General features: G+C 62.6%; 14 protein-coding genes. 2 read left to right on the top strand and 12 right to left on the bottom strand.

All coding sequences use genetic code 11. The features are described 5' to 3' along the window. Positions 1 to 5: 5 nt before the first annotated feature. Positions 6 to 866 carry a glycosyltransferase family 2 protein gene (locus tag NG900_RS04650; RefSeq protein ID WP_252677236.1) on the top strand — a complete coding sequence of 287 codons (861 nt, stop codon included), beginning with the start codon at positions 6 to 8 and terminating at the stop codon, positions 864 to 866. 174 nt (positions 867 to 1,040) lie between these two features. On the opposite strand, the gene asnB is transcribed toward NG900_RS04650, so the two are convergent. The 11 genes from asnB to NG900_RS04595 all read right to left on the bottom strand — a co-directional run bounded on the left by asnB (position 1,041) and on the right by NG900_RS04595 (position 13,452). Beyond that, a complete protein-coding gene (asnB, locus tag NG900_RS04645; RefSeq protein ID WP_252677234.1) occupies positions 1,041 to 2,984 on the bottom strand; it encodes an asparagine synthase (glutamine-hydrolyzing) in 1,944 nt (647 codons plus the stop codon). 293 nt (positions 2,985 to 3,277) lie between these two features. Further along, on the bottom strand, positions 3,278 to 4,015 hold the full coding sequence (locus NG900_RS04640; protein WP_252677232.1) for an SDR family oxidoreductase: 738 nt from the start codon (positions 4,013 to 4,015) through the stop codon (positions 3,278 to 3,280). A gap of 17 nt (positions 4,016 to 4,032) precedes the next feature. Next, positions 4,033 to 5,352: an FAD-binding oxidoreductase gene (locus NG900_RS04635; protein WP_252677225.1), complete on the bottom strand. Its 1,320-nt coding sequence runs from the start codon at positions 5,350 to 5,352 to the stop codon at positions 4,033 to 4,035. Between the two features lies 1 nt (position 5,353). Then, complete coding sequence (locus tag NG900_RS04630) at positions 5,354 to 6,778, bottom strand: UbiA family prenyltransferase (RefSeq protein ID WP_252677223.1); 1,425 nt, start codon at positions 6,776 to 6,778, stop codon at positions 5,354 to 5,356. After that, positions 6,775 to 7,221, bottom strand: a complete 447-nt coding sequence (locus NG900_RS04625) for a GtrA family protein (RefSeq protein ID WP_252677221.1) — start codon at positions 7,219 to 7,221, stop codon at positions 6,775 to 6,777. The genes NG900_RS04630 and NG900_RS04625 overlap by 4 nt, the downstream gene beginning before the upstream one ends. 11 nt (positions 7,222 to 7,232) lie before the next feature. Then, entirely contained in the window at positions 7,233 to 8,789 is a 1,557-nt protein-coding gene (locus NG900_RS04620; RefSeq protein WP_252677219.1) for an ArnT family glycosyltransferase, read from the bottom strand. Positions 8,790 to 9,063: 274 nt separating this feature from the next. Further along, positions 9,064 to 9,363, bottom strand: coding sequence for an acyltransferase family protein (locus NG900_RS04615; RefSeq protein WP_252677217.1), 300 nt, complete (start codon positions 9,361 to 9,363; stop codon positions 9,064 to 9,066). 8 nt (positions 9,364 to 9,371) lie between these two features. After that, positions 9,372 to 10,238, bottom strand: a complete 867-nt coding sequence (locus tag NG900_RS04610) for a class I SAM-dependent methyltransferase (RefSeq protein WP_252677215.1) — start codon at positions 10,236 to 10,238, stop codon at positions 9,372 to 9,374. 134 nt (positions 10,239 to 10,372) lie between these two features. After that, positions 10,373 to 10,930, bottom strand: a complete 558-nt coding sequence (locus NG900_RS04605; protein WP_252678423.1) for an LbetaH domain-containing protein — start codon at positions 10,928 to 10,930, stop codon at positions 10,373 to 10,375. Further along, the gene (locus tag NG900_RS04600) at positions 10,911 to 12,155 is read right to left on the bottom strand and encodes a glycosyltransferase family 4 protein (RefSeq protein ID WP_252677213.1); all 1,245 of its coding nucleotides are present in this window, start codon (positions 12,153 to 12,155) and stop codon (positions 10,911 to 10,913) included. The genes NG900_RS04605 and NG900_RS04600 overlap by 20 nt, the downstream gene beginning before the upstream one ends. Continuing rightward, positions 12,127 to 13,452 carry a lipopolysaccharide biosynthesis protein gene (locus tag NG900_RS04595; protein ID WP_252677212.1) on the bottom strand — a complete coding sequence of 442 codons (1,326 nt, stop codon included), beginning with the start codon at positions 13,450 to 13,452 and terminating at the stop codon, positions 12,127 to 12,129. Before NG900_RS04595 ends, NG900_RS04600 begins: the two co-directional genes overlap by 29 nt. A gap of 230 nt (positions 13,453 to 13,682) precedes the next feature. Here NG900_RS04595 and NG900_RS04590 point away from each other — a divergent pair, with 230 nt between their 5' ends. Next, complete coding sequence (locus NG900_RS04590; RefSeq protein ID WP_252677211.1) at positions 13,683 to 14,609, top strand: FkbM family methyltransferase; 927 nt, start codon at positions 13,683 to 13,685, stop codon at positions 14,607 to 14,609. Here the strand turns inward: NG900_RS04590 and NG900_RS04585 are convergent. After that, the gene (locus NG900_RS04585; protein WP_252677210.1) at positions 14,606 to 16,447 is read right to left on the bottom strand and encodes a serine aminopeptidase domain-containing protein; all 1,842 of its coding nucleotides are present in this window, start codon (positions 16,445 to 16,447) and stop codon (positions 14,606 to 14,608) included. The genes NG900_RS04590 and NG900_RS04585 overlap by 4 nt on opposite strands. Positions 16,448 to 16,488: the final 41 nt, after the last annotated feature.

The raw sequence follows: 16,488 nt of genomic DNA, 5'->3' as shown, positions 1-16,488 counted from the left end.
AGCGCATGAGCGGTGTCTCTGTACTGATCCTGACAAAGAACGAGGCGCTGGATATTGCCGGCTGCCTGCGCGCGTTGTCGGGTCTGTCGGACATCCATGTGCTCGATTCCCAGAGCACGGACAATACGCGCGAAATCGCCGCCGCACACGGTGCCAAGGTCTCGATCCGCCCGTTTGACAACTATGCGGCGCAGCGCAATTTTGGCCTGCACACGCTTCCGTTCGAGAACGATTGGGTGCTGATTCTCGATGCGGACGAACGTGCCTCACCCGAGCTGATCCAGGAATGCCTGGCGCTCGCAGCCGGCGCCCCCGACCACGTGGCGGCCGGGCGCCTGCGGCGGGATGACTATTGGATGGGCAAGCACCTGAAACGATCCGTCATTTCGCCGCTGTTTATCCGGCTGGTTCGGCGAACACGCGTTCACTATGAGCGCGAAATCAACGAGGTCCTGGTCGTGGATGGGACCATCGTCGACCTATCCCACCACTTTGATCACTTCTCCTTCTCCAAGGGGATGGCGCATTGGCTCAGCAAGCACAACATGTATTCGACGATGGAAGCGGAGCTGATTGTCTCCAATCGCGTCGGCAAGCCGTCCATCGGCACAGCGTTGTTCGGACGCGATCCAAATGAGCGCCGCTTGCACCAGAAGCGCCTGTTCTACCGCATGCCGGGCCGGCCACTGCTGAAATTTTTCTACATGATGGGGTGTCGCCGCGCATGGTTGGACGGATGGATCGGCCTGCACTACTCGCTTCTGCAGTGCATCTATGAGTACATGATCGTGCTGAAGGTGCGCGAGCTGGAGCACCCCGCCGTGCAGGACGATGACATCCGTCCAGCCCGTGCTGCGGACGTCTAGCGCGCTAGGCGGCGGAACATCGCCTCCGGCAGCGCGCGAATCACCAGCATGATGAACCGCCAGAACCCGGGCACATAGGCGACGGCCGTGCCGAGGTCGTGCGCCCCAGCCACGTCGTGCCTTTTCAGGCAAAACGCGTAGGGGATGTGGTAACCCGATGGCAACGCAGGCGGCTTACTTGCCCGCGTTATCCTGTGCCGCCAGCCACGCCTGGAACATCAATACGTTCCATAGAGAAAGGTTCCGATCATACAAACCGCCTACGTGCTGTTGCCACATTTCCGTGATCTTTTTGGCGTCGAGGAACCCCTGCCGATTCAACGTTGCCGGATCCAACAGGGACTCCGCCCAATCGCGCAATGGGCCGCGCAACCATTGCGCCAACGGAATGGAAAACCCCACTTTGGGGCGCTCAATCAGGTTACGGGGTACGTAGCGATCCAACACTCGGCGAAGCACCCATTTACCAACGCCGTCGCGCACCAGGGCGTGCCGAGGAAGCGCAACGGCAAGCTCAACCAATCGGTGGTCAAGCATTGGGGCTCGCGCTTCCAGACTTACACTCATGGTCGCCCTGTCAGCCTTGACAAGAAGATCATCCGGAAGATATTGATTCAAATCCCACTGCCGCATGGCAAGTATCGGATCTTCGTCATCCCTCCATCTGGGTGCGAACACTTCAGGGCGAGTGCTCCCTAGGACAACACTATCCTCCGGTTGCCATTGCGACCTCAGCCGAACGTACATCTCGGCCAGCGTCGATGAGGTCATTAATTGGGCTGCCCGATGAACCTGATGTCCGTTGACGCGGTTCCGCAAGCGGGCCGGCATCACGCTCAGGATGCGATCCCAATCGCGTGCGGGTAAGCATGCCAACCCCGCCGCAACCGAGCGACGTAGTGCCTTGGGTTGACGGCTGACGCGTCGCCACAGGGATTCTGTCATTTGATAGCGTGGATAGCCCGCAAACAACTCGTCCCCGCCATCCCCGGATAACGACACCGTGACATGTTGGCGCGTCAGCCTCGACACCAACATGGTGGGGATTTGCGAAGAATCCGCGAACGGTTCGTCATAGACGCGAGGAAGCTCCGGAATGACGGATGCGGCAATATCGGCGCTGACATACATTTCCGTATGGTCTGTGCCAAGATGCTTTGCCACCGCCTGCGCATAAGGGGCTTCATTAAAGCCATCCTCAGCAAACCCGATCGTAAATGTGCGAACGCGCTGCGAGCTTTGTGCTTGCATCAGGGAAACGACAGCGCTGGAGTCGATCCCCCCCGACAGAAACGCACCGAGCGGCACATCCGAAACCATCTGTAGACGCACCGCCTCGCGAAGCGCCTGATCAACACGCTCGGTCAGTTGCGCATCGTCGCAATGTGACAGTTGCGTACGCAATTCCGCCTGGGATGCATCGCCGATCTCCCAAAATACTTGCGGTTGCGCTTCCGGTGAGTTTCGCGCCTTCAGCCGCAAAAAATGTCCGGGCAGCAGCTTTGAGATACCGCGATAGATGGATTTCGGGGCAGGTATGTAGCCGAATCGCATGAATTCGCCCAGCGCGTCCCGGTCGATCTGAAGCTGATCACCGAACACTGCGTGAATTGCTTTCTGCTCCGAAGCAAAAACGAATCGCTCGCCAACGAAACCATAATAAAGAGGCTTCTCACCCATCCGGTCTCGCGCAAGTGTCAGCGTACGATCTGCCTTGTCCCACACCGCAATGGCGAACATTCCCACGAGTCGACGCAGCGTTGCCTCAACCCCCCATACTTCAAACGCGGCCAAGAGCACCTCGGTGTCAGAATGCCCTCGCCATGCGGCCACGTCGCCCTCGGCCTCAAGCGTCTTGCGAAGTGCCTCGAAATTGTAGATTTCACCGTTGTAGACAAGGTGATAGCGCCCACTGGCCGAGGGCATGGGTTGATGCCCCGCGGGCGACAGATCAAGAATTGCCAGACGTCGATGACCAAGCACGACCCCATGCTCGGCGTCTCCCCAGACACCGCAATCATCCGGGCCGCGGTGAGCCAACGATGTCAACATACTGCCGACACACTCTGTCAAACCATCGAGAGTCCCATATGCCAGTAGCCCAGCAATTCCGCACATCAGTGGCCCCTTCGCGTTGAATACGCGTATTCCCCCGATTTACCGCTGAAATCTTCATACAAAAAATAGCACCGCAAGAAGAAAATACAAAGCCCCCTAATATGAACGTGCTGCAAAAAACTTAGCAAACCCCAACAAGCATGAGTTTTACCAAAAAGTGTTCGCCTAATATTTCAAAAAAACCTTCTCTCCTTGACATGACCCATGATTACGAGAAAAAAACGGAGCCAAAATCCATGCCTTAAGAACCAAGAGAAAAGTCCATATGTTTATGCGGGCATGGCGAATCGCCCCTAGAGCGCCAGGCGGCGGAACACCGCATCCGGCAAGGCGCGGATGATCAACATGATGAGCCGCCAGAATCCTGGCACATAGGCGACGGCAGTACCACGATCGATGGCATTGAGAATATGGCCGGCGGCGGCGTCCGGGCTGATCCACAGCGCGTTCTTGCGGAAGGCGCTGGTCATCGGCGTATCCACAAAGCCAGGCTTGATCGTGACGACAGACACACCCGCCTTGGCGAGCCGTTGCCGCAGGCCGGACATGAACGCGGTGACCATGGCCTTGGCGCTGCCGTAGACATAGTTGCTCTGGCGGCCGCGCTCGCCGGCCACCGAGGAAATCACCGCAATGGTGCCGGTGCGCCGCTGTTCGAACAGGTTGGCCAGCAGCGTCAGCATGGCCACGACCGACAACGCGTTCGTGCGCAACTCGGCCATGGTCAGCTCCACCGACCGCGCGCATGCGGCCTGATCAGATAACGTGCCGTGCGAGATCAGCACCGTATCGATGCCGCCGAGCGCCGCATCGGCTTCATGGATGACGGCGGCATGGGCATTGAAGTCATTGGCGTCCATGACGGCCATATGCACGTGCGGCGCGCCACGCGTGCGCAGATCGTCGATCATGGACTGCAGGCGCGGCGCGCTGCGGCCCACCAGGAACAGCGCGTCGCCGCGTTGGGCCATGCGTCGCGCCGTGGCTTCGGCCATGGCCGACGTTGCGCCGATGATCAGAACCTTCTTCATGGGATCCTCTCCACTCGTTACCCGGTCGTCACGCGACGCCAGAACCCCGACGAGAACGCCGGATCGATATAGGGCGTCAGCCGTTCCCATTGTGGAAAGCCGGCGCGAAAGCATGCGCCGCTCATCCGTCCGTCCTTGGCCGGATACAACCGGCCGCCTGCGCCCATCACGATGGCATCCAGGCGTTCGAATAGAGCGTGTAGCTCGGGCCCCGCATTTGGAAAATCAATCGCCAGCGTGAAACCGGGGCGTGGAAACGACAGCAGCCCGGGCGATGCCAGTGTGCCGAACTGCTTGAGCACGCCCAGGAAAGATGCCGCGCGGCTGCGGCCGATCTCGGTCAGCAGCGCGCTGAGGATCCGGGGCGCATCGTCAGGTGGAACCGCACACTGGTACTGGTAGAACCCTTTTGGCCCGTACATGCGGTGCCACTGCAGGATATGGTCGAGCGGATAGAAGAACGTATCGCAATGGGTCAGATGCCCGGGTTCGTTGCGGCCGACGCGGTGATAGTGCAGCGCATTGAACGCGCTCACGCTGAGCCGGTTGACCAGCGAAAACGGCGGCGTGAACGGCATCTTGCGCGATGCCGGCGCATGGCTGTCCCGCCCCGGATACGCACCGGCTGCCGCATGATTGGCGCGGGTAAACAGGCCGCGCCCCACGCGATGCGCACCGCCCGAGCAGTCGATCCAGGCCACGGTGTACTCGTGCGTGGTCGCCGATGCCTTGCATAGTGCGAAGAACTCGTCGAGGTTGGCAAAGCGTTCAGTCTGCTCCTCGACCCACGGCGATGCGATCTGTCGCAACTGGATTTCGGCCCAGAGCACGACGCCCGTAAGACCAAGCCCGCCGATGGTGGCCTCGAACCATTCAGTGTTTTCGCGTGGCGAACACTGCAGCAGCATGCCGTCGGACCGACGCAGCAACAGCACACGAACGTGGCGGCCGAACGTGCCGTGAGTCAGGTGGTTCTTGCCGTGCACGTCGTTGGCGATGGCGCCGCCCACGGTGACAAAGCGTGTGCCCGGCGTGACCGGCACGAACCAGCCTTGGGGCACCGTCAACTTCAGGAGGTCGGAAAGCAGGACACCGGCCTCACAGCGCAGCACGCCAGTGGCGGCATCGAATGCCATGAAATGGTCGAGGTACCGCGTCGATAGCAGGATGCCGCCAGGATTCAGGCAACTATCGCCATAACTGCGGCCATTGCCAAACGGCAGCATGGTCTGGCCATCGACAGGCAGCGGTAGCCTGTCGAAGCGACTCGGCAGGGCCTGCACGTCGCTGTCACTTGCGGTGGTGCGGCCCCAGGAAAACACCGTCTCTCGCATCATTTCAGGTGGCCAAGTAAATCACGACTGCCGCCAGCACTCCGATGACCAGGCTGGCACGATCGCGCAGTGCGAACATGACCGGGTCATCAAGCATCTGCCCGCGATGCGACACCACCCATACGCGCGTAATCCAGTACAGCATGAGCGGACACAGGCCCCAGAGCACCTCGGGGCGCCGATAGAGCATTTCCACCACGGGGTTGTTGATATACAGCGCCAGCACCAGCACGCACATGTAGCCTGCGCCGGTGCCGAGGCTTTCGAGGAGCGCCAGATCGTCCAGCCGATAGCCACGCCCCGCGGCCTCCAGCTTGCCCTGGCGCTGCATCACCTGCAGTTCGGCAAAGCGCTTGACCAGTGCCAGACTTAGGAACAGGAACATCGAAAACAGCAGCAGCCACAGCGACAGCGGCACGGCCACGGCGGCCGCGCCCGCGATGATGCGTGTCGTATAGAGCCCCGCCAGGAACAACACGTCGACGATCACCACCTGCTTGACGCCCAGGGTATAGGCCAGCGTCAGCAGGTAATAGCCGGCCAGTGCCAAGCCGAACTGGATCGGCAGCAGCCAGGCGATGCCAGCCGTGCCCAGCAGCAGCAGCGGAATCAGCGCAAAACCTGCCGTCAGCGGCAGCACGCCGCTGGCAAAAGGTCGCAGCGCCTTGCGCGGGTGCTGGCGGTCGGCCTCCACATCGAGCATGTCGTTGAGGACGTAGACCGACGACGCGCACAGGCAGAAGGCCAGGAAACCGAGCGCCGCATGGCCCAGTGCAATGGGGTCCAGCACGCGGTGTGCGGCGGCCATGGGCACGAACAGCAGCACATTCTTGGCCCACTGGTGCGGACGGAGCAGCGCGCAGATAGCGCGCGCATGGTGCTCGGGCGATCCGAAGGTTCGATAGACGTGGGTGACCTGGCGTGCGCGCTGCTCCAGGTTGCCGTGCGGGTTGACTACCACGCCGCCACGGCTGACCGACCACACGTACAGATCGACGTGATCGTTGCCGCAGTAGTCAAATGCGCGGTTGCCGAACTTGGCCACCAGCATCTCGGCCTTCTGCTTGCCGGACAGGTTCAGCGTATCGGTGCTGGCCAGCACGCCGTTGAACAGCTGCAGGTGCAGCGCCACGGCTTCGGCCAAGCGTTGGTTCGATGCCGTGCACAGCCAGATCTGGCGCCCATCGCGCTTTTCATCGGCCAGCCATTGCAACAGTTCACGATGGAACGGCAGAGCCGCATGATTGAGCAACACTCGGCTGGCTACCTGCGCCTTCAGGTGAGCCTTGCCATGCAGCAGCCACCACGGCAGCAGGAAAAGGTAGAGCGGATTCTTGTGCAGCAAGGCCACACAGGTCTCCACCAGCAGGTCTCCATGGATCAGCGTGCCGTCGAGGTCGACACACAGCGGAACGGCATCGCGGCTCATTTCCCCTCTCCCATGCGAACAGGCTGCTGGCTCCAGCTGCGTCTGAAAACGAAGCGTTTATCGAGTTGGTACTTGGTGTAGTAACCGAGCGCCAGACCCAGCACGCCGCCCACATAGCGCATTGCGCGGTTGCCGAAGACATGGCCAAAGCCGAATTCGAACGCCCAGAAGATGGCCGTGGTGGCCAGGCCCATCACCGTGTAGAGCATGAACACGCGGGCATCGTGCGCCGCATTGTCTGCCTGGAAATCGAAGATGAACCGCTTATCGAGCAGGTATTTCACGACCAGACCCACGCCGGTTCCGGCCGCCACCGACAGCAGCGTCTCGTAGGCGCCGGCATACACGCGCAGAAACAGATCCTGCGCGCCGATATTGGCGCTGATCGCGATCACGGCGAGCCCGATGTAGATTGCGGCGAGACGGGTTGCACTGGCGTCCACGGCCCACTCCGTCAGGGCTGCCGCTGCGCGATCGGTTGCCACGCGGTCAGCCCAGCCAGCCCCGACACGTCGTGGTACAGGGTGATATCGAACTGGTATTCCGGGTAGCGCGCGTCCAGCCGCTGCTTGATGCGATAGTTGCTGTCGCGACCGAACTGCTGGCGCGATTCGGCACCGCGCTGCAGGCCGTTCACCTGCCCATACATCTGGTCGATCGCAACGGTGTCGAACATGCCCGCATAGCTGCGCACTACGGCAACACAACGATGCGTGGCGTTGAGCACGTCACCCGACAAGGTTTGACGCGAGAACGGCCCCAACTGCGGATAGCCCGCCTGATCGACATGCCAGTTCAGCGCCGGGTCATGCGCCAGGACCACGAGATCACCCCCGCAGGCCGCGTTACTGCGTGCCAGCGCTGCCATGACCGGCGGCAATTGCAAGTCCCAACTGTTCTTGGTGGTGTTCTGGTGCGTAGCCACATTGAACGCTCCCCAGATATTGCCTCCAGCCAGCGCGGCAAAGCAGATCAGGAACGCGTTCAACCGCTGCGCGGGCACCCGCAGCGTCGCCAGCCACATGGCTTGCCACGGCGAGGCGATCACCAGATTGCGGAACTTGCCGGCAATGCCAAGCACGATGGCAATGACGGAACCCGTTCCGTAGGCCAGCAGATAGCGATTGCGCAGATTGCCGCGCGCATCGGCGCGAAACGCCAGCCACACCATGCCCGCGATACCCGACGCAGATAGCAGGGCCGGCACCGACACCGGAAACACACCCTGGTTGGAAACCTGCGCAATGGCGAATCCCATCAGGCTCTTGGCCATCGACGACACCTGCGAGCCTTTCGCCTGCAAATGTACTGTCAGGAATATGTGGAATTGATAGGCATACAGCAGTGCCCCAGCCAGCGCCCCCCAGAACATGCCCACAGTCTTTTCGCGAATGCCCTGGCGTGCCCCCGTCCAGTACAGCAGCAGCACAGGCAGGGCCACCACGAACACCGCATAGCCGATATAGCCGAGCAGCGCCAGGCCGCCGAAACATTTGGCCCAGTAGCGCCAGTCATTGCGCTGCGGCGTGATGCTGAGCCAGACCAGCACCGGCACGAAGTACGCATACCAGCGCACGCCGGTGCACCACATCAGGATGGCCGGATTCAGGCACAGCAGCACAAACAGCATGCCCGCCGCGCGGTCGCCATAACGCTGGCGGACGGCTTCGGTTGCATAGATCAGCGACAGCGCGGTCAGCAGCGCCGTGACCAGCCGCACCAGCGACCAGTCGCCGGTCAGTGCGTGCAGTAGCCAATTGATGAGGTACTGACCGGGCGGATGGACATCCTCCGCCTGCGTCAGCGACACCACGCCCAGGCCGCGCTGCTCCACCAGGGCCATGTTGGTGAATTCGTCGTCGTAGCCCATCGACACATACGCGACGACGCCATAGAGCACGCAGACCAGCACATAACCGATGGGCAGCATGCGGGCCAGTGAATGGATGCGTGCGCCTGCGTCGAGCGTTTCCGCCTGCGCGGCGTCGTTCGCATTCAGGATGGGCAGCACGGCGTCTCTCCTTGGCGGTTCCGGTCGGCACTGCAGGGGCGGAAAACGGCCGAGGCATACGCCGTCCGGCCAATCTCCCGACGATTGGAGTATCGGGTCAGGACCGCCGGGGGTCTGTTGGATAACACACCATGCGCGCAGTCCTGCCGGCTCTTTCCTGACGGCCCTGGGATCCGGCCCCATGCAGTCCGCCGCACATCAAGGATCGACGTTGGCTACAGGGACATGGCCACGAAGGCGCCGGAGTGAACACATGCGGTGGCCGTGCGTGCCGTCAGCCGGTTGTCATGTTGTCCGGCAGCTGTCGCCGCAACAAGAATTCGGCTCGCCTCCGGTTCAGCGGCCAATCCCAGTACGTCGTCAGTGCCGCGGCCGCCAGATAGGTGAGCACGATCGCGCCGACCGTGTACGCAAGCCGCCACGGTGCAGGCAGTGTGAACATGCCCGGCAGGAAGCGGTTCAACGCCGTCAGTGGAATCGTATGGAACAGATAGACCGAGAACGACAGGCCCGTGCAGGCGATTGACTGCGCGTTGGCGGCTCGATCCCGAGCGGGCTGACGTCTGTGGCGCACTGGCACTATCAATCGCGCTGCACGGCTCCGGCTCCACCGCGGCCGAATTCAGTCTGATTCAGCGACAAGTAGGACGCCTTTGGCGTCGCAGACTTTGACGCGGCAATCGTGCAGCCCCAGTTCGTGATTCTCGCTTTGCCAGCAATCGCGCGAAGCGTCGAAAAGCCGCTGCCAAGCGAGTATTCCGCCGATGCCAACGCGCGCAGCATCGAGCGGTAATGCGTCCGATGCGTCATCTTCAGCATGAGCATCATGTAGGCGTTGATGGCCACATTGGCTGCACCCTTGAACGGAATGCCAGGCCGCTCAACGTAGCTGTCAATGCTGAACTGGAACTGTTCGACCAGCCGCTTGACAGACGCCGGTGTGTGAACGCGGATGTGATAATCCGGCTCGTCATGCAGAAACGGCACGGTCACGATCAACTTGCCATCGCTGGCCAGCACGCGATACGCCTGCTGAAGCGCCAGATGATCCTTGACCAGATGCTCCAGAATTTCGCCCAGGATGATGACGTCGAAGGACTCGTCATCGAACGGCCACGGGTCTTCCGCATTACCGATGGCGCAATCCGGACAATGGGCATCGGGCGTCAGGTTCAGGCCCGTGACGTCGTGGCCCAGCACTTTCATCCACCAATAATCCCGGCCGCCGAACACCCCAACCACCAAGACGCGCTTTCGGCCATCGCCAATCAGCTTGCCCACCAGCAATGCCTGCTCGGCTGCCCCGCCGATACTGCAAAAATGCGATACGCATTCGGCCGGGCATTGGTCGAGACTGGGAGAGAACTCCGCCACAACGGCCTGGTATCGATCTGCCTTCAGCTTGCGTCTGATATCCACGGTAACCCACCCTTGAGATGGCGCATGCACATCGTGCTACCGTACGCCCCCTGTCCCGTCTCGGCCGTGCGCAACCGCACAATTCGCGGGATATCTCCCACACGGCAACGCCTGGATGCGCACGCGAGCCGGCCGACATATCCGGCGCCACGTGGGGCCGACGTCTAGTAAGTCTGCTGCGTGCGCTTGCCAACGATACGCGCCGGGACGCCGGCGTACACCGACCATGGCGTGCCGAGCGATTTCGCCACCACCGAGCGCGGTGCAATGACCGCGCCCATGGGCAACGTAACGCCGGGTGAAATGAACGCTTCAGCACAGACCCACACACTCGGCTCCAGCACGATCGGCGCGGCGATGAGCCGGAAGCTGCGGCTGTTGTAATCGTGGGAGCCCGTGCACAGATGCGAGCCCTGCGACACCACGCAGCGCTCCCCAATGTGGATGCGCTCGATGTTGTACAGCGTGACCCCATCTGCCACGCCGACATAGTCGTCGATCGTAAGTTGCCAGGGCGCCCAGATCTTCACCGCCGGATAGACATGCACATGCTGGCCGATGCGTGCACCGAAGGCGCGCAGCAGCCAATTGCGCCAGGCATGCAGGGGCCGTGGGCTGGGGCGGAAGAGCATCAGCCAGGTCCAATTCCACAGTTGGCGCATCAGGCGGTTCTGCAACGAGAACGAGGGCCCGACTGACGGGTCATCCTTGGCAATCAGCATGTTCATGGCTGGCTCCCGGCAAGTTCGGCACAGGCCTCCCGGCATGCATCGCGCGCACCGAGCGTGTCACAAGCTCTTCCATCAGCCCCGCAACGCGCTCGCCATAGGTGGACCATCCACCCAGACACCTGACCCTCGCTAGCGCCGCCGCGCTCATGCGCTGTTGCAGCGACGGATCGTCGGCGAGCGCCTGCATGCGTGCGACGAGCACATCGACGTCGCGAATCGGTACTGTGAAACCTTCCACCGCGTTCGTGAACAGGTCTTCGCCACCGGTGTTGCATGTCGCGATGACCGGGCAACCGCAGGCCATCGCTTCAGCCATGACCAGACCAAATCCTTCCTCCACGCTCGGCAGGACCAGAACGTGCGACCGGCTCATGACGTTCTTGAGCTCCGGCTGTGGCATGGCACCCGTGAACGTCACGGCATCGTGGTCCGTGAGCAGGCCGCGTTTGCGCAGCCACCGCATCATCGACGGATCACAGTGCCCCACAATCATCAGGCGCTTGTTCCGATGGAGGAGTCGGGAGAATGCCTGCAGCAGATATGGAACCCCCTTGCGAAGGTTGACGCCGCCGACAAACAGCACGTCGAACGAGGACGGGTCGGGGTCTGCAACTTTCTGGAAACGCCCCAGGTTGACGCCATACGGAATCAGTCGCAGCTTCGCCGCAGGCAATCCCGCCTGGATGAAAGACCGGTAGCTGAAGCTCGATGGGACGGTCACCATGTCTGCCTGCGCGTACTCACGCTCCTCCCGCGCGACGATGCGTGGGTCCATGCGCTTGACCGGCCAGCCCCAGATGTCGTGCTCGTGCGCGACGATCTCGTCCTGGATGCGGACGTGCGAGGAGCCTCTGTCACAGACATAGCGCCCCCCGCGCGCCTTGACGATGCGACCCGCGTCGCCCGCGGAGGAAGACAGGCCGGAGTACACATCGCACTCCGGGATATTGCGCGAAACGTGCTGGCCGAAAGTCTCCAGGTTCCAGTGGCCGAACTCGCGCATGAAATTCCAATCGAATCCGCACCGCGAACCGATACCCACGTATGGCACCTGCAGCCATGGGAAGGTCCTGATCGACGCTTGCGGAAGCTGCTCGCCCCTGAGCTTGAAGCGTGGATAGCCCGTGAACACCGTCAGTTCATGCCCTCTGGCGTACAGTTCCCGCGCCAGATCGAAGGTATGGAACTTACCGATAGTGGACAGCACGATCTTCATCAAGCGCCTCCTGAGCCTCATTGTCCCCAGACAGGAAAGTGGTTGCCGCAATCCAGAAGCACGCCACCATCGCCAGCAGTTCGCCAAGAACCATCGCCACAACCAGCCCCATGATCTGGTGGCGGGTGCCCAACACGTCAGCGCTAAGCAGCGCCAGTACGCTGAGCACGAGAAAAACGATGCCCAGGCGGCTATGCTGGTTGGTCGCCATCAAGATGACGCGCGGGATGTGCCAGGCTCCGGCAATCGCCGCGTACAGCAGGAACGCACTCATCGGCCCCGGATAGAAGGGGATATGCCCCTTGGTCCAGATACGCAGCAGCAGCGGCGCGCAAAAATACAGCAGCACGCTCAGCGTAATCGCACCCAGTGCGCCAAGCAGCGACGAACCCAGCAGCAACGTGCGCAGGCTGCGATGCTCGCCGCTGCCGAACAGACGCGCAAACTCGGGCCACAGCGCGTGGCTCAACGTGGAAGTGACCTGGACCGCCACACGCGCCACCGTGCGATAGGTGTTGAACACGGCCACCGCCGCCGGCCCGAGCAGATGCGCAGTCAACAGCGTGAAACCCTGGAAGGTGATGGCGTTGGCGATCGGGAATGCCATGAAGCCGAACGACGGCTTGAGCATTGCCACGATTTCGCTCCATCGCGCATCGCGCATGCCCCATGCCAGCCCCTCGCCCGTGCGTGTGCTGAGCCAGCTTTGCCAAAGCAGCGTGCTCACCCGCACCACCAACATGCCGCACGCCACCGCTGCGAAGGTGCCGACCAGCACCAGCCCGGCGACGCCACCGAGCCACTCCATCAGGCGGACGGTCACGCCCACCGACGTCCCCAACGCATAGCGGTTGGTGGAACGAAATGCCACGCTCGACAATCCGGCCGCCAGGGAAAGCAACACGGCGGCCAACTGCGCTGCGAGCGCCACCCGCATGTCGAGGCTGGCCAGCAGCGCCACGGGCAAGCACAGCGCCGCAGGTATCACCAGCACAGCGACCGCGCCACAGGCCAGCAGGATGAACATCTGGGCGCTCTGGAACACGCGGTTCGCGCCGACCATGTCGCCGGCTCCGGCCAGCATCGTCATGCGGTTGCCCGCCACCGTCACCATGCCGACGTCGGCCATCGACAGATACGATGGAATGGCGGTAATCACCAGCCACGTTCCATAGGCCTTCACATCCCAGTGGCTCAGGTAGATCGGCAGCGATACGAGCTGGATGACGATGTTCGCCACTTGCTCATAGGTGTTGGCGCCAACGCCGGCGATCACGCGTTTGACTATGGGAGACATCGGTCCGGTTCATCTGGTTGGATTCCGGCCCGCGCAGCGGACCAGCCCTCGGACACAGCATGCGCGGCGGCACAACCGGTATCTGTTCGCTGTGTCACATGCCGGAGCGCACCGGCCACGCTTCGTGCGCTGGTGCACAGAGTCTCCTGCCACAGCCGTGGCACGCTCGACCGTGGACCACCTACCCGCGCGGGGTGCGCAAGGAGCACGTTGCGATGCCAAGAGAAGCCATGCCGGCGGAGCCCACAACTTCCTACAGGTACCGGCAATCTCCCTTGAGCCTGCTGATGCAGGAATGCCGCTTCGCGCTGTTCCGCAGGCTGACCCAGCACAGCCAGAATCTGTTCCTGCGCGGCTCGGACTTGATCTCGGTTGCGCCGCAAGTGACCGGTGTGCATGAACCGCACATCCGCCGCTTCATCGAGCATTTTGCCGACTCTGGCTACGGCGATTTCCTGATCGACATCGGTGCCAACATCGGCCTGACGTCGTGTCAGTCCGGGCAACGTTTCCGCCAGGTCCACATGTTCGAGCCGAACCCCGACTGCTTTTCGATCCTGCAGGTGAATGCGCGGATTTCTCTGGCGGGATGCGACTATCACCTGCACCCATACGGCCTGGGCAATGCCACCGAGCGCCGCACACTCTTCGTGCCGCGCCACAACTGGGGCGGCGCATTCGTGCATGATGCGCACAACAGCTACCCCGACGAAGTGTTGGCCGCCAAGGACGGCTTCAGCGAGTTCGATCCACGCCGCTATCTGCAAGTCGATATCCAGATCAACGATGCATGTGAAACGCTGAACCGGCTGTTTGAGCGCCTGAAGGCATCCGGGTGCACGTCAGGGGTAATCAAGATTGATGTGGAGGGCTATGAGCCGGTGATCATCAACGCGATCGCTCGCACGCTCCCGCGCGATGTTCGCACCATGATCGTGTTCGAATGCTGGAACGAGCAACTCGATATAGCGCGGCTGCTGGCACCGCTGGCAGACCGGGCCGCGCTATGGAAGATCCGGCTGCACAAGCACTATGGCGACCGCTGGCCTCGGCTTCTGAAGCTGGCGGCATTCGCACTGTCCGACGGCTACACCTATGCGCTAAGTGAGGTGGAGCCCGGCCACGCCCGAGGAGACCTCGTGCTGGAGATCCGTTAGCGTGCTGCCGTGGCCGGTGAAGCCGATGCGGCAGGCTCTGCCCCCGCCACCGCCTGCGCGCTTGCAGCATCGGCAGGCACCAACTGGCGCCGCAGGTTCTGCACAAGAAACGCCAGGAACGTGTCGCAACTCGACCGCAGAATCATGGCGTGGTCAAGGTTTGCGCAGCGGTGCGCACTGATGCCCGGCAGGTCGCGCAACTGCGAGAAATCGTCGCCAAAGCAGCGGCCCGCCAACGCCAGGCCAGGATCACCGACACCATAGAGCAGGTCCAGTTGCACCCGGCGCCGGCTCAGCTTCGTCATTGCGCCGCGCGCATATTCCCGCTCGACGTCGTCCGACGCGGTCGGCTGCTGGCCGTGCCCCCCTCCGGCGAGCTTGCGCGCGGCACCATGTGCAGCCCGCGCCAGGGTGTTGACAATCGCCTTCACCGGAAACTCCCCGCGCAGGAGCCGCTGCCAATTGCGCAGGTTGCCTGCGGCGTACAGGTAATCGCGCAGCCGTTGAGGGGAGGCGTGACAGGCCGTCTCGTCCTGGTCACGCCACAGGTATTTCAGTGCATTGGCCATGACAACGCCCGTCACATGCTCGTTTGCCAGCGCGGCTTGCAGGCTCAGATAGGCGCCCGAGCAGACACCCGCCATGACGATGCGGGCATAGCCTCGCGCACGCGTCCAGTCCACCACCGCGCTCACGTCAGCGCGCGGGTGAAGCGCATAGGCGCGCGACACCGCCATCTCGCGCGCTGCGCCAGGGCTGTCGCCGAGTGTTGAAACGTCGAGCCTCAGTGCGGCGAATCCGCGCCTGGCCAGCGTGCGCGAAAGCAGCACGAAGGCGCGTCCATCCCCCACGTGGTGGCTGCCGCCCGTGTTCGGGAAGATCACGATCGCTCGCGGTGACTGGCCCATGGGCACGCAGAGCACGCCAAACTGCCGGCCATCGTCGATCCAGAGCGAATGCTCGATCACGCCGTCCACCTCGAATGCGGTGTCGCGCTTTTCAGCCGGCCGAGGCACCGCGAACGTCACGGCAGAGTCCGGCGCCAGCCACTCGACGATCCGACGCCACGACGCCTCGGGTACCGCCGACACTTCAGGCGATTTCATCATCAATCGGCTGTCGAGAAACTCCACGACGTCCACACGGGCGCCCGCCTGCTGGTAATGCCGCGCGAGCGATGCCACGGCGGATGTGCTGCCGGACATGTCATCCAGCAGCAAGATGCGCGGCGCAGGAATGCCGGGCCGCCGGTCCAGGCGCAGTGCGCCGATCTCTTGCATGGCCTCTGCAGAAAGCCGATACGACAGGATCTCCAGACCGTCGACTTCAGCTGCCGGCGGTTGCGGTGTGCTGGCAAGCCCGGCGCCATCTTCGGGTTCGTAGAACGCACCGAGCGCACGCAGTTCGCGCAGGTAGGCGCGCCCGTTGACAACCGGTGCCATCAGCACCAGCGCAGCAGGCGGTTTGCCGGCGCCCGCAATCATGGCTTCGGATGCCAATACGGCCAGCGACGCGCCCAGGCGCAATCCGCACAGCACTACGTTCTCCACGCCGGTGAGTGCGCGCAGTTGCGCCGCGGCTGTCACCATGCTCTGCACGGCGCGCGGCACGAAATCGGGTTCGCCACCATCCCCGGCGGAATCGCCGGTGCCGTAGTAGTCGAAGCGCAACACAGGAACGTCCGCCGCGGCAAGGTCGTCCGCCAGATGACGCATGCCGCGGTGCGTCCACATCGCTTCATGCATATGCGCAGCGCACAGAACCACGCCGGTGGCCCCGGACTTGCCGGCCGCCTCGTGCAGCCAGCCCGCGCATCCGTCGAACATCAGCCGCTTCATGTTGGCGTCTCCGGTGGGATGGAAACGGGGCACGGCGCCCA

The sequence above is a fragment of the Ralstonia soli genome (assembly GCF_023955655.1).
Classification (GTDB): Bacteria; Pseudomonadota; Gammaproteobacteria; order Burkholderiales; family Burkholderiaceae; genus Ralstonia; species Ralstonia soli.
This window is presented reverse-complemented; position numbering and strand designations above follow the sequence as displayed.

Bases quoted from the DNA above. Each gene is read 5' to 3' on its own strand.
- NG900_RS04650 (WP_252677236.1), top strand. From the start codon at position 6: ATGAGCGGTGTCTCTGTACTGATCCTGACAAAGAACGAGGCGCTGGAT.
- asnB (WP_252677234.1), bottom strand. From the start codon at position 2,984: ATGTGCGGAATTGCTGGGCTACTGGCATATGGGACTCTCGATGGTTTG.
- NG900_RS04640 (WP_252677232.1), bottom strand. From the start codon at position 4,015: ATGAAGAAGGTTCTGATCATCGGCGCAACGTCGGCCATGGCCGAAGCC.
- NG900_RS04635 (WP_252677225.1), bottom strand. From the start codon at position 5,352: ATGATGCGAGAGACGGTGTTTTCCTGGGGCCGCACCACCGCAAGTGAC.
- NG900_RS04630 (WP_252677223.1), bottom strand. From the start codon at position 6,778: ATGAGCCGCGATGCCGTTCCGCTGTGTGTCGACCTCGACGGCACGCTG.
- NG900_RS04605 (WP_252678423.1), bottom strand. From the start codon at position 10,930: ATGCTGATTGCCAAGGATGACCCGTCAGTCGGGCCCTCGTTCTCGTTG.
- NG900_RS04600 (WP_252677213.1), bottom strand. From the start codon at position 12,155: ATGAAGATCGTGCTGTCCACTATCGGTAAGTTCCATACCTTCGATCTG.
- NG900_RS04595 (WP_252677212.1), bottom strand. From the start codon at position 13,452: ATGTCTCCCATAGTCAAACGCGTGATCGCCGGCGTTGGCGCCAACACC.
- NG900_RS04590 (WP_252677211.1), top strand. From the start codon at position 13,683: ATGCCGGCGGAGCCCACAACTTCCTACAGGTACCGGCAATCTCCCTTG.
- NG900_RS04585 (WP_252677210.1), bottom strand. From the start codon at position 16,447: ATGAAGCGGCTGATGTTCGACGGATGCGCGGGCTGGCTGCACGAGGCG.